Source organism: Pseudomonas sp. GW456-12-10-14-LB2, assembly GCF_002884345.1.
Lineage (GTDB): Bacteria > Pseudomonadota > Gammaproteobacteria > Pseudomonadales > Pseudomonadaceae > Aquipseudomonas > Aquipseudomonas paraglycinae.
Window position 1 is genome coordinate 1 of the sequence record NZ_POHV01000011.1, and the last position, 19,666, is coordinate 19,666.

19 protein-coding genes and 1 pseudogene are annotated in these 19,666 nt (G+C 55.7%); 16 read left to right on the forward strand and 4 right to left on the reverse strand.

Annotated elements, in window-relative coordinates:
* The 15 genes and pseudogenes from C1X29_RS09390 to C1X29_RS09460 all read left to right on the forward strand — a co-directional run.
* Positions 1-582: pseudogene (locus C1X29_RS09390) on the forward strand (type VI secretion system tip protein VgrG); the annotation flags it as partial.
* Positions 583-633: 51 nt separating this feature from the next.
* The gene (locus tag C1X29_RS09395; protein WP_102717300.1) at positions 634-3,285 is read left to right on the forward strand and encodes a pesticin C-terminus-like muramidase; all 2,652 of its coding nucleotides are present in this window, start codon (positions 634-636) and stop codon (positions 3,283-3,285) included.
* Positions 3,267-3,857, forward strand: coding sequence for a lysozyme inhibitor LprI family protein (locus C1X29_RS09400; protein WP_085746821.1), 591 nt, complete (start codon positions 3,267-3,269; stop codon positions 3,855-3,857). Before C1X29_RS09395 ends, C1X29_RS09400 begins: the two co-directional genes overlap by 19 nt.
* Entirely contained in the window at positions 3,818-4,468 is a 651-nt protein-coding gene (locus C1X29_RS29650) for a hypothetical protein (RefSeq protein ID WP_256584336.1), read from the forward strand. The genes C1X29_RS09400 and C1X29_RS29650 overlap by 40 nt, the downstream gene beginning before the upstream one ends.
* Before the next feature lie 9 nt (positions 4,469-4,477).
* The gene (locus C1X29_RS09410) at positions 4,478-4,939 is read left to right on the forward strand and encodes a hypothetical protein (protein WP_085746820.1); all 462 of its coding nucleotides are present in this window, start codon (positions 4,478-4,480) and stop codon (positions 4,937-4,939) included.
* Between the two features lie 20 nt (positions 4,940-4,959).
* Positions 4,960-6,324 carry a lysozyme inhibitor LprI family protein gene (locus C1X29_RS09415; protein ID WP_102717301.1) on the forward strand — a complete coding sequence of 455 codons (1,365 nt, stop codon included), beginning with the start codon at positions 4,960-4,962 and terminating at the stop codon, positions 6,322-6,324.
* A 138-nt stretch (positions 6,325-6,462) separates the two neighbouring features.
* Entirely contained in the window at positions 6,463-7,857 is a 1,395-nt protein-coding gene (locus C1X29_RS09420) for a TIGR01777 family oxidoreductase (RefSeq protein ID WP_102717302.1), read from the forward strand.
* A 9-nt stretch (positions 7,858-7,866) separates the two neighbouring features.
* Positions 7,867-10,317, forward strand: a complete 2,451-nt coding sequence (locus tag C1X29_RS09425; protein ID WP_102717303.1) for an alpha/beta fold hydrolase — start codon at positions 7,867-7,869, stop codon at positions 10,315-10,317.
* Positions 10,318-10,337: 20 nt separating this feature from the next.
* A complete protein-coding gene (locus tag C1X29_RS09430; protein WP_085746830.1) occupies positions 10,338-10,823 on the forward strand; it encodes a hypothetical protein in 486 nt (161 codons plus the stop codon).
* A gap of 276 nt (positions 10,824-11,099) precedes the next feature.
* A complete protein-coding gene (locus C1X29_RS29655) occupies positions 11,100-11,327 on the forward strand; it encodes a hypothetical protein (protein WP_256584337.1) in 228 nt (75 codons plus the stop codon).
* 28 nt (positions 11,328-11,355) lie between these two features.
* Positions 11,356-11,754 carry a hypothetical protein gene (locus C1X29_RS09440; RefSeq protein ID WP_256584338.1) on the forward strand — a complete coding sequence of 133 codons (399 nt, stop codon included), beginning with the start codon at positions 11,356-11,358 and terminating at the stop codon, positions 11,752-11,754.
* Between the two features lie 133 nt (positions 11,755-11,887).
* Entirely contained in the window at positions 11,888-12,736 is an 849-nt protein-coding gene (locus C1X29_RS09445) for a type IV pilus biogenesis/stability protein PilW (RefSeq protein ID WP_102717304.1), read from the forward strand.
* A gap of 2 nt (positions 12,737-12,738) precedes the next feature.
* The gene (locus C1X29_RS09450) at positions 12,739-13,494 is read left to right on the forward strand and encodes a lysozyme inhibitor LprI family protein (protein ID WP_102685880.1); all 756 of its coding nucleotides are present in this window, start codon (positions 12,739-12,741) and stop codon (positions 13,492-13,494) included.
* Between the two features lie 48 nt (positions 13,495-13,542).
* Positions 13,543-14,535, forward strand: coding sequence for a hypothetical protein (locus tag C1X29_RS09455; RefSeq protein ID WP_256584339.1), 993 nt, complete (start codon positions 13,543-13,545; stop codon positions 14,533-14,535).
* Positions 14,536-14,563: 28 nt separating this feature from the next.
* Positions 14,564-15,652, forward strand: a complete 1,089-nt coding sequence (locus C1X29_RS09460) for a hypothetical protein (protein ID WP_256584340.1) — start codon at positions 14,564-14,566, stop codon at positions 15,650-15,652.
* 62 nt (positions 15,653-15,714) lie between these two features.
* Here C1X29_RS09460 and C1X29_RS09465 read toward each other — a convergent pair whose 3' ends face one another.
* Positions 15,715-16,083, reverse strand: coding sequence for a DUF6124 family protein (locus C1X29_RS09465; RefSeq protein WP_102717305.1), 369 nt, complete (start codon positions 16,081-16,083; stop codon positions 15,715-15,717).
* 583 nt (positions 16,084-16,666) lie between these two features.
* On the opposite strand from C1X29_RS09465, the gene C1X29_RS09470 reads away from it, so the two are divergent.
* Entirely contained in the window at positions 16,667-17,050 is a 384-nt protein-coding gene (locus tag C1X29_RS09470; RefSeq protein ID WP_039765176.1) for an SCP2 sterol-binding domain-containing protein, read from the forward strand.
* Positions 17,051-17,072: 22 nt separating this feature from the next.
* On the opposite strand, the gene C1X29_RS09475 is transcribed toward C1X29_RS09470, so the two are convergent.
* From C1X29_RS09475 to C1X29_RS09485, 3 genes are all read right to left on the reverse strand, one after another.
* Positions 17,073-17,834, reverse strand: coding sequence for a Fic family protein (locus tag C1X29_RS09475; RefSeq protein WP_102717306.1), 762 nt, complete (start codon positions 17,832-17,834; stop codon positions 17,073-17,075).
* Entirely contained in the window at positions 17,831-18,088 is a 258-nt protein-coding gene (locus tag C1X29_RS09480) for a hypothetical protein (protein WP_102717307.1), read from the reverse strand. Before C1X29_RS09480 ends, C1X29_RS09475 begins: the two co-directional genes overlap by 4 nt.
* A gap of 137 nt (positions 18,089-18,225) precedes the next feature.
* A complete protein-coding gene (locus tag C1X29_RS09485) occupies positions 18,226-19,626 on the reverse strand; it encodes an aminoacyl-tRNA deacylase and HDOD domain-containing protein (protein ID WP_039765182.1) in 1,401 nt (466 codons plus the stop codon).
* Positions 19,627-19,666: the final 40 nt, after the last annotated feature.

The following is a 19,666-nucleotide window of genomic DNA, read 5'->3' on the forward strand; positions in this document are numbered from 1 at the left end:
GGCTACAACGAACTGCGCATCGAAGACAAAAAAGGCGCCGAACAAATCTTCATCCACGCCCAGCGCGACTGGGATGAGAACGTTGAGCACGATCAGAAGATTCGGGTCGGCAATGAACGCCACGACACCGTGGTGAAGAACACCTACACCGAGCTGAAGGCCGAAGAACACCGCACCACCATCAGCGACCGCAAGATCGAAGCACGGATGGATGACCACCTGACTATTGGCGAGAGCCAGCATGTGAAGCTCGGGACTGCGCAACTGACGAGTGCAGGGAAAGAGATTCACATCAAGGCTGGGGACAAGATTGTCATTGAGGCTGGGACTGAGCTGACGATTCTCGGCGGTGGCAGTTTCATCAAGCTGGATGGCGGTGGTGTGACGGTGGTTGGGCCGGTGGTGAAGATTAATGCTGGCGGGTCGGCTGGGTCGGGGACCGGGATCGGGATCAAACCGCCGGTGCTGCCGGGGGCGGCGGATAAGGATAAGGCGGGGAGTTTGATGGATCAGGCGTTGTTGAATGCGCCTGAAGAACAGGTCAAACGCAAGCCAAAACGCATGCTCAATTTTTCTGGGTAATACATCGACGGCAATCCAAGCCACCAGGGATCAGAATTCAGGTAATTGGTAATGACAGAGACAACCAGCAAGAAAGTAGAAAAATGGTCGTATCCATTGAAGGTGGGAGCTGCAGAAGCTACGGATCCGCAGCAGTTTTATAAGGCGTTAGCCAAGGCGAAAGATGGTTACTACCCGTTGGGGGCGAATGGCCTCTGGCACGGAGGGGTACATTTCGATGAGGCATCTGGTTTGGTGCAGGATTTGGCGGAAGTCAGGTGCATCGCGGACGGGGAAGTTGTCGCTTATCGTATTGATAGTACTTATCCAAAGTCAGCTTTTGATACCAATGGGGCGGTGTATTCAACGGGTTTTGTACTCGTTAAACATCGTTTAGAGACGCCTGTTCCTCCTGCACCCGCCCCTGCGGCTGGGGGAACACCAGCTGCAGTAACTCCGGGGCCTAGTCTGACTTTCTTTAGTCTTTACATGCACCTCCTGCATTGGGACACGTATGAAAAAACTCCTGCATTGGGTCGGCCTTCATTTTGGAGTGGTGGCACATGGCAGGTGATGGCTACGGCAAAGGATGAAATTCTGGGCTTGAGAGTTCGACAGGAAAGGCGCGGAAAACCGGGATATAGCACGGTGTTGACTGTTTTGCCTCGCGGCACAGTTGTCGAAACTGCTGAAGAAGAAAACGGTTGGCTCAAAGTGGTTAGTGTTACGCCTCCGGATGCCAACCTCCCCGCTGGGAACGGCTGGGTGTTTAAGCGAGAGTTGACTGCAGGGGCCACACCAAATAGCTATAAGGTGGGCACTGCAGCAAAAGATCCGATGACTCCCCCTAAAAAAGGGCTGGCGGTACACGCTTCTCCTAATCAATCCAGTACAACGACCGCTATTTTGCCGATTGGAACTCAGGTGAAAATTGGCAGTGATGGGACGCGCGGTAAATACCAAAAGCTATTGGAAATTTTGGGAGGAAGCGCTGTACCTCCGTTGGCAGCAGCGGAGGTTCTTGGCTACGTTTGGGAGGGCCTGCTTGAAACCAAGAGCGAGCCAGCCGAAAAAGACGCTGTCCACGTGTTGGCTACTCCTGTTTTCATAAAAGCAGGGAGTTTGGTGGGGCACGTCGGCAAATATCAGAGCTACTCAGACTCTGCTCCAAGAAATCTTCTGCACTTGGAGGTTTTTAGTTGCGAGGACGTCAAGGCTTTTACTGAGCTAAGTAAACAGAAGGCATCAGGTCTGCCAAGAGCCGAGAAAACTCTGCTTAAAATTCCAAAAGACAGTCTATTAATCACTCATGTTGAAGGCATGAGTGCGAGTAATCCGCCTAGGGTGACTGATCCCCATAAAAAAGTTGGGTACGATTTCATGGTCCCGGTCGGGGTACTGGAAGCATTGCCGGCGGACAGAAAAATCAAGGTTCCTGTCGTAATGGGCGGAACGACAAGTTATACGCTTTGGTGGCGCCTGGATGGTCTTCTTGGTGACGAAAATGGCAATGAAATTGGCGGATGGTTTTCGGAGCCGGACGTGACGTTGTCTCGTCATTCGCCCTTTGAGTGGGAGGGATTCCGTTTTATTGAGGAGACCGTCAGCAACGTGGATCATCTGGCTGCCTCTCTCCATGCTCAAGAAAACCTGACTGAGGAGGAGAAGGCAAGTTATACGCCTAACGTGGGAGCTGCCAATGACGGCCCTGCCAAGCAGCATCTGTTCAAGATGCTGGATAAAAATGGTGATAATAAACTTACGCCTTCGGAGATAAGGGAAGCGTTAGAGAAACCTTGGTTCTCGCAGCCGATATCTCAGATGGTTACACGTTACGAAAGTGAGTGGCAGTACAAGGGGGAGAAATGGAGCGCCCTAGATGAGTTGATGGGGCATAGTGACGCCGATCCGCATAAACAATGGGTGGAAGAGAAACTTCGAATCGAGCGACTCGGTTGGTGGGATAAGCTAGTCGGAAAATTCGGAATAACTGGTGATGCTAACGTCCAGCATATCCATCCCCTAGGGTTGTTGGGGGGGTTCTTATCGGGCTGTCCTGAAAAGTGTAAGGCGGAAGTTTATACTCTGGACACAACTGTCGGTCCTTATGTCGTTTCCAAAAAGCTGTTTGAGTTTTTATTGGCAATTGAAGCGTATAGAGAACATCCGTATGCGCTTCCTGATAATAATAGCGGCATAACAATTGGCTATGGCTATGACTTGGGGCAGCAGACTGCCGCCAGGGTCGATGCGGAGCTTAAAGACCTTTATACGCCTCAGGAAATCGAAAGCTTGAAAGGGGCGTTAGGCAAAAAAGGTCAAGATGCAAGAGACTATGTTCATAATGTCAGCTCAATATCTATAAGCAAAGATAACGCTCTTAAGTTGGCCGTGATTATGAAGAAGAGATATGCACAACAAGTTGTTGATGTATATCCCAAGGCTGTCAATCTACATCCGGATTGTCAAGGTGTATTGCTTTCTCTTGTTGTGAACCGAGGCAACGCGTTAACCGGTAATACCCCGGCTAAAGCTCAGAAGCGCTTAGAGATGAAGCAAATAAAAGAAGATTTTGATAACGATCAACCCGAACTGATACCTTCACGTCTTCGCAGTATGAAGCGCTTGTGGGAAAACGATCCCAGCACGGCTGGGGTGGCGACAAGACGTGAAAAGGAAGCGGTATTTTTTGAGGAGGCATTAAAATGCAACTGCTGGAAGTAATTAGCAAGTCACTGATTGCGTTATCAGTTGTTTGGATATCTATAGGCGGTGCATCGGCGGACGTCAGTTGTAGCTCTGCCACCTTGGCGGCCCCTGATATTATCAACTGCTCACAGAAATCATTTGAAAAAATTGATAAGGTGCTTAATGAGCAATACAAGGCGCTGTCAATTGAGCTGGATGCGTCGACAAAAGCAGAGCTGATATCTGCGCAGAAGAAATGGATTAAATTAAAAGATAGTTATTGCAGAGATGATGGTGACGAAGGTGAAGAGTCGCCTATCGAAAAGCTTTCATGTGTAAAGCAGTTCACTAGTTTTCGGGTGAGTGAGCTCATTTATCTTCGTACTGGCGTTATAGGCGATGGCTTTTACAAGGCAGTGTCGTTAGTGAACGAAAAAGCTACATCTATGAACTACCCAAAAGCTATTGAGTTTGTTGGTGGAAGCGAAAATTTTGGTTCAGCTTGGAAAGAATACGCAGATGGAAATTGTGCTATGACTTCTAAGCTGTTTGGCGAAGATGTGGACCGATGCATGGCGAGGATGCGATTTCAGATTCCAATTTACTAGCTGTTTTCCTGTGTGGATATATTTTCAGATTTATCAATTTGGCTGAAATGGCGGGCGGATTTATTTGTTGGAGTGAAAAGGGAGGTTATTTATGCTATTTGAATAGATCTGTTCCTTTTTTGAATAAATCTGTCGGTAAGTTGGTGGCGGCATTATATTGGCTGCTTGAGGGGGCGTCTGTGGTTAACGGGTTTTTCATAACTATGAAAAGGTCATGTTTTGGTTTTTTGGCGTTATTTCCTTTCGCCGCCCACAGCGCAGTCACCAGCGAATCACTCTGCTTCGAACTATCTGAAACCAGTCCGGTGAAGTTCGAATTCCATACCTTTTACGACGTCTCCAGCAAATGGTCAGGCGGGTCCAGTGAGCCAATTTCCATTGTGTTGACGGATACCCAGAACGAAATGCTCGGCGCCGATGCCCCTTGGCAGAGCACCAGAAGCTGGTCTGAAGTCATCAGCGGCAAGGTCTCAGGGACCTACGAGCTCGTGACTCAAGGAACGCAGGTCGTCTCGATGACGTACACGAAGAAGTCCAACGGCAAGGTTTACTATTTTGGAAATAACACCAGCGTCGATTCCTCTTTGGAGTCCGGATGCAAGTGGGAGTAGGGCGCGCACATGAGATCAAAAACTCTAGCAGCATCATTGCTCGGCCTGCTGTGGACGATGCCGGTGTTAGCCGAAACCACTACGTTCAGCCCAACCAAAGACGTCGAAGCAACACTGGTTCTCGAAGGCTCCACGCTGAACATCGCGATTAAAGGCGAAACGAATAACGAGTCGCGGACAATCGATTTTCAAGCTGAAAACGAACTCCATGTGCAGGTCGATGATTTCAATTTTGACGGAGTAAAGGATTTCGCGATCTGGCAGCTTGATGACGGAATGGGCACTTACGACTACTACCGGGTGTTCATTTACCAAGTCAAAACCGGCACGTTCGAAGAATTACAGCCGGACTGTGGCGATGGTTTCGTTAATTTGCGCGTCGACAAAAAGCGTAAAGCGTTGCTCAGCACCTATTGGGAAATGAACATAGCCAAGCAATGCGTCACTCGGTTCGCCAAACGCAAAGCTTGAATGACTCAAGGAAGAACACAGTGAAACGTTTTGTTTTTACCCTGCTGGCCGTGCTGCTGCCTGTTTCAACGGTGTACGCGCAGGATGACTGCAGCCATGTCACCTCAAGCCTGGAAATGGTGCCCTGCTCGGAGGCGGCGAAGAAGGCTGCCGATACGCAGTTGAACCTCAGCTACAAGCAATTGATGGCGCGGCTTGAGTCTGACTATCGAACAGATCCGGCGTTGGGTGCGGAGTACGCTGCGAAGGTTAAAGAGTCGCAGCGAGCGTGGTTGAAGTTGCGCGATGCGAACTGCCCTTTGGAGGCATTCGAGATCGAAACGGGGATGCCGGCGCATGTGGTCGCCGTTAACTCGTGCATCGCGAGAATGAGCCGCGAGCGCTCGGCGTATCTGGACAAGATCGTCCCTGCTCTTGCATCCGACGAGAGCACTTCGACGGCGCCGGCCAGCGGCACTTGTCCTTCGGAGGAATTCTCTGCGTTCCTGACAACGTTTTCTGCCAACAGCGAATCACAGCGCCGTTTCACTGCGTTGACGGTCAAGTCGCTTGTGTTGAAGCCGGTTGCCGGCAAGGACCGTAGTACCTTTGAGCCTTTGACCTCGGGCGTCAACGGAGCTTCCTTCACCTACCCGCTGATGGCTGCCATCACACCCGGCAAGACACCTGGAGTAGAGATTGAAGAGGTCGATGACAGTCACGTCAACGTGGTCGATAAGCGGGCGGGCAACAGCAATGTAAAAATCTTCAATTTCTCTCGTCAGGCATGTTGGGTGCTTGAGGGGATTGAGGATTGGTCAGTGAGTGAGAAGGATCTTGTCGCAACTCGTAACCCCGGAATGAGCCGCGCTGAGAATTTCTGCGAACAACGTGCTGAAGCTTTAGGAGGGTTAGGTTTTCTTGAGCAATACCCTCTGACTGGGGAGTTGATTGAAGCGTCTCTGGAAAACTATGTCTGTGCAGCAGAGTCGGGTGACCCACAGGCGAGTCTATCAGCGGCAAGCTTGAGTCTTTCGCAGATGGCATCTCAGTTGGAAACCAGCAAGGTTGAGGCGTTGTTCAAAGCGGCCTCGAAAATACCGAATGGTGCGTTGGGCTATGCCACGTTTCTTTGCTCAGGAAACTCCACCGACTATAACGGTCCTTGCCTCCATCCCAAGCAGGCAGAAGAGCAGGTCATTCGAGCAATCAACATGGGCTCCATAGAGGGGATGAGTTATCTGGCTTCTACCTTTGAGGGTGGCGAGTTGGGAACAAAGGATATGTCCCGAGCGTTAGCCTGTTATCAAATGGCGGCTGATAAAGGTCACCGGTTGAGCATCGACAACGTGGCGCGATTGAAGTCGCAAGGTCCAGAGCAGATCAAGGCGAGCCACTGCATTTGAAGTTCGGGGTAGTGCTTGATGCGCTTCCGCACTTGTTGGGCGTGTGCCCGTCACGGTAAGCGTTTAACGCTTGTGCATCTGACAACCCCCATTTTCCTTTAAACTCCCCGCCCTCAAGGAACGCGCTCAGGACACGGAATGCCAGCCCCCTCTTTCTCTCTTCGCCCCGTGATGGTGCTTTGGCTGTACGCCGCGGCAATCGTGCATGTGCTCGCCGGTCTCACGCTGACCTGGGCCGGTCATTCCGGATTACTCGACGGCTATTTGCACACCCTCGAACTCGCGTTCTGGCGCGCCGATGCGGTTCCTGCCGCCGGTCACGAGCAGCAGGTGTGGTGGCTCGCACTGTTCGGTGCGACGCTGCAAAGCTATTCGCTGTACATGCTCGCGTTGGTGCACCTCGGCAACCGCCTTAAAGCTCCCGCAATTTGGGGCTGGTTGATGGCGGGCGTCCTGTTATGGGCACCGCAGGACATGTGGTTTTCCGCGCAAAAACAGGTCTGGTCGCATCTGTGGCTCGACGGTTTTGCGCTGCTGGTGCTGTTGCCGCCGCTGATCTGGTTGTTGCGCCATGATCGTCGGAAATCCCCGCCAGAAAGGCCCGTGAGCAAGTCCAACCCCTTTGTAGGCGGCGCCTACAAGCGCGTGCTGATCACCGGGGGCACCGGGTTTATCGGTGAAGCCGTGGTCAATCAGTTACTCGACGCCGGCCACACGGTCAGCGTGTTGGCGCGTGATCCGTTGAAAGCGGCGAACCTGTTCGACGGTCGCGTTCGCTGTGTACGTTTGTTGAGTGAACTCAGCTGCGACGAACCGTTCGACGTGGTGATCAATCTGGCCGGCGCACCGGTTGCCGGGCCTCGCTGGAGCCCAGAGCGGCAGGCGCAACTGCTCGCCAGTCGGGTCGATACCACCGAAGCCTTGATGACCTGGCTGAAGCACACGAGCCATAAACCCGCGCTGTGGATTCAGGCCTCGGCCATCGGTTTCTACGGCGTGCGCGATGCCAGCGAAAGCCTCGATGAGCAGGCCAGCAAGGGCGACGGTTTCATGGCCGAGCTCTGTGCGCGTTGGGAGGCTTCGGCGCAACCCGCGACGCAGTTTGGCGTGCGTCAGGTGGTGCTGCGTCTCGGCGTGGTGTTCGGGCCGGGCGGTGCGTTGTTGCCATTGCTGATCCCGTTCCGCCTGGGTTTCGGCGGTCGCATGGGCGATGGTCAGCAGATCATGAGCTGGGTGCACCGCGACGATGTGATTCAGGTGATCGCTCGATCCTTCCACGATGAAAATTTGCGCGGCACCTACAACATGGTCGCGCCTGAAACCATCAGTCAGGCAGCCTTCGCCGAGAACGTCGGCAAGGTCCTCAAGCGTCCGGTGTGGTTCCACATTCCTGCAGCGCCGGTGCGTGCGTTGGCCGGGGAAATGGCTCAGCTGTTCTTCGACGGTCAGCGTGTGGTGCCGCAGCGTTTGAGCGAGGCGGGCTACACGTTCCGCTATCCGACTCTCGACGCCGCGCTGCGCGATCTGGCCTGAGGATCGCCCATGAGCAAGCCCCTGATGTACTTGCTGGCCGGCAACGGCAGCGCCGCCGATTGGTGGGATGACGCGCTGCCGCATTTTCAGCGTTACGACGTGGTGCCGCTGGAGCTGCCGGGCTTCGGCACCAACCCGCAGCCGCCCTGCGAGGATCTGGCGGCTTATGCGCAGGCCTTGTTGGCGATGACGCAAAAGGGCAGCGCGATCATGGCCGTTGGGGTCAACGCGTTGCTGGTGCTGCATGCGCTGCAATGTCGGCCCGGGCACTTTTCTCGCAGTGTGTTGCTGGCGCCGGTGGGCGCCTTTTTGTGGCAGCGCCGATTGCCGGCGTTGATGTCACCGCTGCCGATCCGCAAGTCCATTCACTGGCTGCTGTCGAACAGACCCACGCTGTTCGCGCGCAAGTTCTCCAACCAGACCTGGACGCCCGCGCAGTATCAGCGCATGGGCGCCGGTTATGCGCGCTGCCGTGCGTTTGTGCCGCACTGGGATCTGATCCGCGCCGACACAGCGCTGCCATTGCTGGAGTGGATTACCGACCCGGTCGAATTGGTCTGGGGTGATCAGGACAAGGTGCTCGGCATCGAACAAGCGGCGGCATGGTCGGCGATTCTTGCGCGCGCGGACCTGACTATCAGCCTCAAACCCGGTTGGGGTCATTACCCGTGGATCGACGCGCCCGCGCAGTTTGCGCAGTGGCTGGAGTCGGGCGAACGCGGCTTCGTCGCGCACACCAAGGGCGGGCGTTTGCGTCTGGCGGAACTGGCCCGGCAACCGGTGCCGGCGGCGCTGACCCTCAACGATTGCAACGATCCGCGACTACCGACCTTTCTCGCCAGCCAACCACAGGCGGTCTGGGCGGTGCGTTCCTCCAGTTATGGCGAAGATCAGGCCGACTCGGCGAATGCCGGTTTGAGCACGACCTACCTGCGCGAGCCGGCCGCCAACGTGCCGGCGCGCATCGCCGAGCTGACTGCCGAAGGTGTCGAGGAAGTGGTGGTGCAGCGCTTCATCACGCCGCAGGTGTCCGGCATCGCGTTTGTGCGTCATCTGTCGGTGGAGCTCGAGTGGGTTGAAGGCCATCTCGAATCCCTTGCCGATGGTCAGATCAGCCCGGAACGAGCGACGCTTTCGCGGCTCGGCGATGCCTGGCGCAGTGGCACGTTCACGGCAACCCATGGTTTGACCGAAGACGTGCTGTGGTGCTTTCTCCAGGATGCCTTGCGGGTGTTCCACTATGTGCCGGGCGATGTCGAATGGGCCTGGGACGGTACGCAACTGTGGCTGCTGCAATACCGGCCGATCAGCGACTACGGCTGGCGCCGCCACCTGACGGCCGCCAACATCGCCGAGATCCTGCCGCCGCAACCCAGTGTGCTGGTGGAGTACGCCCAGCGCCGGGCCGCCGCGAGCATTCCGGCGATCATGGCCCGTTGGGATGCGCGGGTGTTGCAGGACAACGAGCCGTTCACGGCCGTGTTTGGCGGTGCGTCTTACATCAACAACGACCTGTTTCTCGCACGGTTGGCCGACTGGGGCATCAGCGCCAGCAACTACGCCGGTGAAGTCGGCGGCGCGACTCCGCATCTGCCGTGGCGACCGCTGCGGATGTTGTGGTCGCTGCCATTGTTTCTGCGCATGCAGCGAATCGCTCGCGGGCATTTGCTGAGCTTTGAGCACGGCTTGCAGCGCTTCGACAAAGAGCTGGCCGACCTCGTCGCCCAAGGTGCTGACGGTCAGCAACTGGCCGACTGGTTCACCCGGTTCTATGTGTTCGTGGTGCAGGGCAATCTCTGTATCGCCACGGCGCTGGCCAGCAGCGGCGGGGACTGGCTGGGCCGACCGCCCACCGCTTACGACAACCTGGAAAACAGCCCTCATCGGCTGCCGTGGGAGACCGATCCGGCCACACCTCGACCCGCGTCGAGCGCGTTGCCATTACAGGCGTTCCCGCAATGGTCAGGGCTGATCCGCCTCGCTCATTCGACCGGCCTGCCGGGCCTGCGTGGTTACTACCTGCAAGTGCGCGAGTGGTATCGCGACAACCTGATGCGCATCTTCTTCCGCCTGCATCACGCCATGCCACTGGCGGATCGCGAACACTGGTTTGCGCCGCACCCGGACATCCGCACGCGCGACGGCAGCTTCTGGCAGGACGGCCTCGAAGGTGCCGAACAAGCCACCGGATTCATGATTTACCCGGGGCAGGTGCGGGGCATCCTTGGCGAAGACATCTTGTTGGAAGACACCCTCGATCCGGGGCGCCACGCGCACTATCAGGCCGCGCGGGCGGTGATTGCGCGGATGGGTGGGCGGTTGTCGCATGGTTCGACGTTGTTGCGGGAACTGCGCAAGCCTTCGGCGGTGATGCCGCAGGTGGATCTGGCGTGGATCGGGTGCGAAGTGTTGTATCGGGACGGGGAGTTGGAATTGATGAATTCGAAGGGTGTGAAGTGAAACGACTGCTGGTGTTATGCATGAGCTGGTTGCCGATGGCAGCGATGGCGTCGGATATCTGCAACGAGAAAAGCGATACCAAGACTTTTCTTACGCAATGGAAAGACAGTGGAGAAAGTGTCGAAGACATACATTCTGGCTTCTACGATGACGGATTTTCTCTAGAGCGTGGCAAGGTGGTGTACCAAGGCGATCTCAACGGCGATGGCCGAGACGACTTCATCTTCCTCTCCTATTCAAGTCACGGCTCGGCCGGCGACATGACGTACGCCTTCCTGATCCAGTGCCGTGGTTACTTGAAGCATACCGGTGGTGATTACTTTGCCGGGATCAAGGTTCTGGACGGTCCGCCCAAGAACGGCGGCGACGTCAAAGACATCGAGATCTATTCCTACATCAGGGATAAGCGCGGGCAGATTCGCTACAAAAAAAATGTAGCCATGACCCGGCCACATCTGTGGCAGTTCAACCCACAGACACAGCGTTATGAAGGTCAGTCCGAATAGATTTCAGTTACGGAGTTACAGCGTGAAAGGATGCTCAGTTCTACTCGGTTGCCTCTTGGCCATTGCCACCTCCGTGGCTTTCGCCGCTGACCCGGATTTCAAGGATTACACCGTCACCCCAGTGTTTACCGGCATCAATCATGAACCGGTGCCGCAAGAACACAGCAACCCGATGATGGATATGGATCGTGCACAGGCACTCAAAGGCAAGGTCAACTTTGCGGTCACTACATCCTGTACCGAGTCGGTTGTGGTGGCAGTGCCATTTGCGGCGAAGTGCTGGATGCGCGCACGGGGGAGGTTGTCGGCGGACTGCCGAACGCATACGACGGCAATGCGTTAAGTCTGTCAAACCGGCCTGATAGCCGTCTGCTCATTGTTTCCGGCATTGCGGCCGATACGGAAGAGGACGCGCAGGGTAATGAGCTGGAAAGCCGCTTCAGAACCCGCTACTTCGAGTTTGTGAACAACGAGTTCCGGCCGCTGACGTTCAAGGATTTGTGATCGCCGTTGTTTGATTAAGGATGATTGGATGAACCATTTTCTTGCGAGCAGCCTTTCGCTGTTGCTCTCGCTTCCAGCTTTCGCCGCTCCGAAGGACGCCTACACCCAACGCGATGTCATGCAATGTGGCGGTGTTGAAGTGGTGATGGTGTCGTCGTGCCGATCCGTGACGGTGGATGACGCAGAAACCCACCTCATCCCGGTCTGCTCCGACCAGACGATCAACATTGGCGGCAAAGTGTTGCGCCGCAACATCGACAAGGTTTTACAGCTCACGTCTGACGGTAAGAAAGCAAAGATGCTGAGTAACGTTGTCGTGGCGATGGATTGTGTGAAAGGCACCAAGGGTAGCCTTGTTTCGATAGGCGGTTATGGCGGTTGTGGTGCCTGTCCTGAATGGCGCGGGTATTACTCGACAGCGGGGTGATTGGAGCAATACAGCTTCGATAACAATCAGCGCTCATTTGGTTCGAAGGGTTCCTGGGAAGAGCTGATCAAGGCTTATGGCGTGACGAAGAGGCAGTTACAGTCGGAAAGTCCGTCAGTGAAAAGGATCGACTATGGGCAGTCTTAAGTGGGTATTGATGATCGGCAGTCTGTGCAGCGCTATGGGCGCGTTTGCCGAGGACCCGTCAATAGTTGGTATCAGCGGGCACACGGTGTCGTTTCGGGCTACAGAATGGACGATGCCCGGTGTGGATTCGGCGACTGCATGGTTCGCCGCCAATGGCAAAACCTTCCCGCTCTTTGGCGCCGATATTGGCGCCGATGGGCACTCCAATATGCTCAGTCCTGACAAGAAAACCTTGCTGCTCGACCCTGTGATTTTCGGCATGTTGTCGGACGAAAACGGTGAAGAGAAGCTAGTGTCGCAACAGCATTGCACGGTTATCTCAATGGAGACCGGTTGCGTGCTGGCTGATCGTTCGGCCACTTTTTGTGTCGGCCAGTGGAAGGGCAATCAATGGGTTACCGACGACGGCGAAGTGCTCACTCCTGCCCTGGAGACGAGGTCTCCAAAGGACTTGCTGAAACATGTCTCAAGTAACGAACTGGCGCAGTCCCGCGCAGAGTTCATCGAATGGGGTCTGGTCTTTTTAAGTCCAGAGTCTTACATGGCGTGTCACCCCCCGGCGCAAAATGTTCAGGCCTATAACGACCTTGGCTTTTACTTGGCTGAGGGCGGCAAAGATGAGCTTGCACTGAAGTTCTATCGCGCCGTTGAGGCCGTCGGAAAACGCACAGTGCTGATGTTGAACATCGCCGACTCACTCTGGCGCCTTGATCGCAAAGACGAAGCGCAGCGTTATTACAGCCAGTACCGCGACGCGATGAGTGCCGACGGCAAGGCGCAGAAAATACCTCAACGCGCAGTTGAGCGATCCGTCATTCAGGGAATGAAAAATTGACCATGTTTGTGCGCTTTATCGCGTTGTCCTTAGGACTGCTGTCCGCTTCAGCCGCGTTCGCTGAGGACACTTGCAAAGTCATCACTGTGAGCTGGCAATACGACGAGTGTGTGGAAGCCGACCGCAAGAGTGCCGACGCAAAGCTCAATGCCAGCTACAAAAAACTGATGGAGCGATTCGAATCTCGATGGAAGCCTGAGCCTGAACAAGGAAAGGCTTACATGGCCATGGCCAAAGAATCGCAGCGGGCCTGGATCAAGTTGCGCGATACCACTTGCCCCCTCGATGCCACGGATGTCGAACCCGGATCGCAGGCATATACCTTGGTGCTCAATAAGTGCATCGCCAGAATGAGTCTAGAGCGTGCAGCCTTCCTGGATGCGGTCGTCCCGGATGATCCGAGTGAAGTGATCGATGTCGCCAAGGTTTCCAGTTCTGCTTCGCAACGATACGGCGATGTGGTGGCTCGTTATGTCACTACGTTTGGCAGCCCCTGCCTCAATGTTCAGATCCTTGCGCCCAAGGGCAATTGGCGGGTGCTCTCCTCAAAACGGTTTTGCAGTTTTAATGGCAAATCGTTTTGGGATGGTTATGCCAGTGCGTTGTTTGAGGATCATGCATTCACTGCGGATGGTTTACACCTGACGCTCAGCTTGTTCGAGCTTCGTGAAGAGCCAGAGAAGCGCCTCACCTGTGTAATTCCAATTCAGAACGAGCAAATCAAAGAGCTGAAGTGCGGCGCACCTGAGTCATCGTGAAACCATCAGCGTAATTTCGAAGATTGATCAGCAGGGAAGTGATCGGAATTGAACAAGCTTTCAAGTTGTTTTGGTGTGCTCGGGATCATCGCCGGCTTGTCGACTCAGCCGGCATCGGCAAGCGACCCACAAACCATCGGAGAACTGCATCCCCCGGTGGTTGCTTCGTTGGGTGATCAAAAGATCACGGTGTTCTTTTTGAAGAACAACCTCAAGGATCAAGTCAGGGACGTGCACGTGCCTGATGCCGAGATTTTCTACGCGCCCTTGAATGCGGTGAAACCTTCGCTGAATTATGTGTGGAAGGTTGAAGGCGAACAAATTGCCTCGGTGTTCTTCTTCGAGCGCAAATTCCCTGAGCGAGCGGGGAAGTCCATGTTTGTCCTGACAAAACACAAAGTTCTGCACGAGCATTTCGAAGGAGATTCCTATTCGGTGCTGGAATTGCCGCTCTTCAAGGACGGTGACTACTTGGCTTTGCAGTTCTTTCGGGGTGACCTGCCAGATCCTGAGTTACAGAACTGCCTTGACGGTATCAATCGGGAAGATGGCGTAGAAGTCGAGTGTGCTTACAAGGATGCGGCGAGCATCAAGAAGTACTTGGCGGATCTGGATGGAAGGATGATTTCGGATTCGAAACTGGATCAGGGCAACCGTCAGAAGCCACTCAAAACTGATGGTGACAAGGCCAGTGTCGCTTGCCCCTCACCCAACTTTTCAACGTTCCTCTCAGACTTCTCTGAACGCGCAGACGTGCAGAAAGCCTTCGTCCAGCAACCGCTGAAAATGGTCACGACCGTAGCCGGTGATCCCGAGCCCGAGATGCAGAAAAGCAGTCTCAGCGGCGATCAGCTCAAGTTCCCGATCATCCCGGATGTAGCGAAGCGAGAAGCTCAGGGCCTGACGTTGACCATCAAGGAAGAGCAGGGTGATCACGCCGTCGCCATCCTGCAGAAACCGGATACCGATTATGTCTTCGAGTTTCGGTTTGTCCGTGGGCCATGCTGGCAGCTGGAAGAAGTGATGGATTACTCGCTTTGAAACAGGTGGCAAGTTGAAAAGATTAGGCTTGATCGCGTTATTGCTGTGTTCTTTCTCTGCGGTGGCGGGGCCGATGTTCCCGTCTCTCACGTCGTGCAGGGACGTTGGCAGCGACTGTGCGCTGGCGCTGAAGGACAACTTTCTGGTGGACGCACATTCCGGGCAGCGCCTATCCGAGACGGCGGAGCCGGCAGGGGCGATGAGTGACTTCTGGCTGTATCGAGATGGCGAGCGCTACATCCTTCAGGAAGAAAATTACTCCCAGGCGAAGTCGCGCCGTTGGCTGGTTTTCACCTATGACAGCGGCAAAGTTGTGCTCGACGGCGCTTATGTTTTCTCGATCGACATTGATATGAACACCGGGCCTTACTGGCATGGCTACGACTGCCGAGGTGATGCCAAGCCGTTCGCCGTGCCCACGAAAGACTCGTTCAGTGAAGTCGCTTTGGAGGCGTTATGCGGGGAGGCCGAAGGCTGGGTTGTCTCGGGCGGGGATGCCAAGGTGCCGGTGTCGGCCAAGGGGCTGGCCGTCAGTGTTCCCGTTTATCACGCCCGCAACCGCGATGGTTCAGCGACTTACCTGTTCACTGAAAGCGATGATCCGGATCTTTCGAAGCTGGTTTGCCTGTCCAACTGTGCTGATATCGCGAAAGCGCCGGAGCGCGTTTCGCAGGAGACGGCGCCGTTGAAGGGCGGGCAGGATGGAACGTTGTGCTCGGATGACGAAGACATTTACTTCAGCTGCCCGCTGGAGGGCGGCAAGACGGTTTCTGTTTGTGCGCGGGGAAACAGCAAGCCCACGGCCGGTTCTGTTCAGTATCGCTACGGTGTGCCGGGGAATATCGAGATGGTCTACCCGAAGAATGCTACGCCACCCAAGGGCAAATTCTTTGTTGTAGATGGGTCGGAAGGCAGCGTGAACCTGAACATCATCAAGTTCAAAAGCGGTGCGTATACCTACCTCGTTAACCAGGCCTTCGTGAGTTATCTGAAGGTGCTCAAGGGGGACAAAGTTGTATTCCGGCAGTCTTGTAATGCCGGTGGTCATGCTTACGTACATCGGTTGGCGGATTTCGGGCTAGAGACGGCCCCAAAAAGCGCAGAGGACTTTCGCTAGTTGCTGTTGCCGAAGAATGGAAAAGGGGACTCAACGTCCCCTTTTTTCCGCCCGCGATTCAGCTACGGCTTAGCCTGATACTCCCGAAACTCAATGTGATCGAGCGTGCCTTCCACCATCAACCGCACGCCGTCCGCCATTCTGCTCAGGCCCAGTGCCATCGAGCGGCGGGGGCCGTCGAGGTCGTCGGCCAGGTTGGCGGCGAAGGCGCTGATGGACAGGAGGTCTTCGGAGGCGTTGGCCATGAGCGCTTCGGCGTCGGCGTTGGGGCAGAGGGCGAACAGGCCGCCCAGGCGTTTTGGGCGTGGGGCGCTGGGTTTGAAATGGTGGTCGAGGGCGCGTTCGGCGGCTTCGTGGAGTTTCTTTGAATCGGGGGATTCGTAGGGGGAGGTTTCTGGTGTTTCTGGGGGATTGGGTGTTGGCTTGAACATCGTGATTTCACCGAGTTATGGAGCTGACACCACTTCGCTTGCTTCGAAAGGGTGGCAGCTGTGTATAGGTGTGCAAGACCGGACTCGGCAACCGGCAGACCCGAAGGTCTCCCACACACAGCCGCCATAACGATTCGCGAGCATAGGAAAATGCTTGGTGAATAGCTATAACCGGATGAATGACGAGCCCGGACTTGCACGTCCGAGTCACCGATTTTGCGGTGACACACAGAGGCTATCGACGATGGTCCAGCCTGCCTAGTTCATGGACAGCACCGCAGTTTGAAGGACATTTCCCAAGGATTTGCGAGGTAGAGGATCAAAAGATCGCCGCCTCCGGCAGCTCCTACAGGAATGTGTTTCTTCAGGTGTAGGACGGGGGGAATGGCGTGACGCGGAGCGTCACGGGATGCATTCCTACGCAGAGTGTGGAAACGATCTAGTTCTGAGAGTGAAGTCGTGACTTGGTAGTCATCTTTCAGGAAAAGCCATGCATCGTCTTCTATCCATCCAAGATAGTGGCGAATCCATCCGAATCCCTTACACTCCCCCAGCCGTTCATTTTCCTTTTGAGGCTGTGCGCATGAAATTTCGTTTTCTTCTGTGGATGCTGGGTCTGTTGATGGGTAAGGCCAGTCGGACAAATCCTGCGTTCCAGCAGCAGTTGGGTGACAAGGATCTGGTGTTTCAGCTACAGACTCTGGACGGGAAGGTGGCGCGGCATTTTGTGGTGAAGGACCAGCGCATTACCAGCAAGTCCGGGGTGGTGGCGGAGCCGGCGTTTGCGATTGCCTTTAAAGACGCGGCGTTCGGGTTTGCCACGATGCAGGCGAAGAACAAGCAGCTGGCGTTCATGCAGGGGATTCAGGACAAGTCGATCCAGCTCAAGGGGAATCCGGCGCTGGTGATGTGGTTTCAGGGGTTGATGAAGTATTTGAAGCCGCGTAAGGCCAAGCCGAAGTCATAAACCTTTCAGGCGGCTCGCCTCTTCAGCTCTCCGGCTCAGGAAGCTCGCCGTCCAGTGGCTGGCTCCGGTAGGTCTTGTAGATCTGCTGGACTTGCGGGTTGTCCAGGTTCTCGTAAGTGATGTCTTCCTTGTCCAGGCCATCCAGGCCTCTGATGCCACTGATGGTCTCTGGCCATTCGTCACGACTGGATATATCGACTACGAACGGGTTGAGGTAGTTATCGAGATGCCTTTCGCGAGGTTCTCGGATCTCGTCGCTGAGTGCCCGCAAGTAGTCGTCTTTGTTTGTTCTTGACCAGTCGATGGCGAACCCGGCTCGATAACAGAGTTCCATGAAGACCAATAGAATCGCGCGTCCATTGCCGTCCAGGAAGGGGTGTGCGAAAGCCAGCTGGCCCATCACTCCGCCGGGACGGTCTCTGAAGCGTTTCTTGTCTGTTGCGAGCTTGAGCGCATAGTCGACCGACATTTTGATGGAGTCCGGGCGCTCAAAGACTGTGCTGCGAGGGTCGTCGAGAGAGCCCTTGAAGACTGCCAGGTGGGGGACGAGCTCGTTCCGGTCTTTTCCTGCCCAGTGATAGAAGCCGGAGAACAGGATTTCGTGAACCTTGAGTACAGTCTGGTAATCGATTGGCTTTTTCTTGGCCAGATAGGCAAGCGCCTCTTCGATACTCAATTCGAACGAAAGATGCTCTGACTCTTTTACTTCAACGGGATCTTTCAGTTGCAGCGAGTTTTGAAGATATCCAGCCGTCTCGAAGTCGCCGAATGGATCGAAAGTCATGCGCTACGTTTCTGTGCACGCCTTTCCTGAAGATAGCGCCCTTGGAGCGCCAGGATTTCAGATTTGCTCAGAACGCCTTTTCTCTTGAGGTTGACGAGCAACTGTTCGATGCCATCCAGCTCGACGACATCGCCAGCCAAACGGGTAATGCCAACGGCCATACAACTCATGCCGTCACGTCTGGCCGTAACCTTGTTGTCTTTGGCTAGCTTGCGCACTTCGCTTGCAACGCTGACAGCATCTGTTTGGGTCATCGGAAATTCCTCTGATTGCCGTCAAATCATAGCAGGGCGCTAGTTTGCTGTCGTTGCTGGCAAAGTGACCGAAATCTGAGTAACCAGGGCCCTATTTGCAATCAAAAAAGGCCCTGGTTGGCGTTTCGAAATTTGCTTTAAGCCTGGCTAAATTGCGAAGCCAGTTCACGCAACAACACTTCCGCCTCAAGCACTTTGCTGACCACATCATTGGCCTTGTCACGAGTCAGACCAACACGCTCCAGCAGCGCATCCGGAATGTCTTCATCCGGGCCGGAGCCGATCCCGCGACTGCGCAGCAGGCGCACGGCCAGGCAGACGAGGTTCGGGTATTCGGCGTAGGCGCCGTCGTAGTTCGGGTCGTGCTGGAAGCGCAGGGCGGTGGCCAGTTCGTCCGGCATGTCCCAGTAGCGCATCAGCCAGGAGCCGATCTGTTCGCGGCTGATGCCCAGCAGGTGTTGCTCGACATAGCTGTGGCACAGGTGCGGGTTGACCTCCAGGTGGCGGCAGATCAGCGAGAAGTGCGGCGGGAACACGTGGGCCAGCAGCAGGTAGCCGAAGTTGTGCAGGAGGCCGGCGAGGTAGGTCAGGCCGGATTCCGGACGCTGGGCGCGCGGCATGGCGCGGGTCAGGCCCTCGATGACGGCAGCGGTGTAGATCGACTGCTGCCAGTACGGCGTGGTGTGTTGCGGGTGATCCTTGGGCAGGCTCAGGGTCTTGCCAAGGGCCAGGCCCAGCGCCAGGTTGATCACCAGATCGAAGCCCAGCACGCGGACGATCGCGTCTTCCACCGAACGGATCTTGCCCGGCGAGGCGTAGTACGGCGACGCCGCCCAGCTCACCACTTGCGCAGCCAGCGCCGGGTCGGTTTCGACCACGCCGGTGATGTCGTCGATGGTGGCGTTCGGGTCGACGCGCAGTTTGATGATTTTTTGTGCGGTTTCGGCCAGCGGCGGAATTTCGATGGTAGCTTCCAGACGCTGCTGGATGCGCCGCGCGGTGAACGCCTGCACGGCCTGGGTGATTTCCTCGCGGTCATCGTCCGGGCGGTCGAGGTTCGGGCGGATGCTGCTCAGGGCTTCGCCGAAGTTGGCGGCGCTGGCCTTGGTCAGCATGGTCTTGAAGTCTTCGCTGGCGATTTCCAGCAGCAGGCCCGGCTCGCCGGAGTTGATCAGCAACTTCGGCTCGCGCAGCAGGCCTTCTTCGTAGAGGCACGGCGAGCTGGTCAGCGCCGGCAGGCCCGGCAGCAGGCTCAGGCTGTGTTTGCCGAGCATCTTTTCCAGGCGCTCGGTGGACACGGCGGTCAGGCGACGGCCCGTCAGCTCGGCGAGGCGGTTGAGATCCAGCAACTGGCTCTGTGGAAACAGCACCATCAGCGCACCGACCGCGTCGTCCAGCAACACGGCCTGCACTTTGCGCGAGGCATTGAGGCCGTGGTGGTCGAGCACTTCTTCGTAGGCGACGCCCAGCTTGTTGAGCAGCAGCCGAATAACAGACGGAGCGTGCGGTGATTCGGGGGCGAGAGCAGCTTCGGTCATGGTCTGTATCCGTTTTTGAAACAATTGCAGGAGTATAACC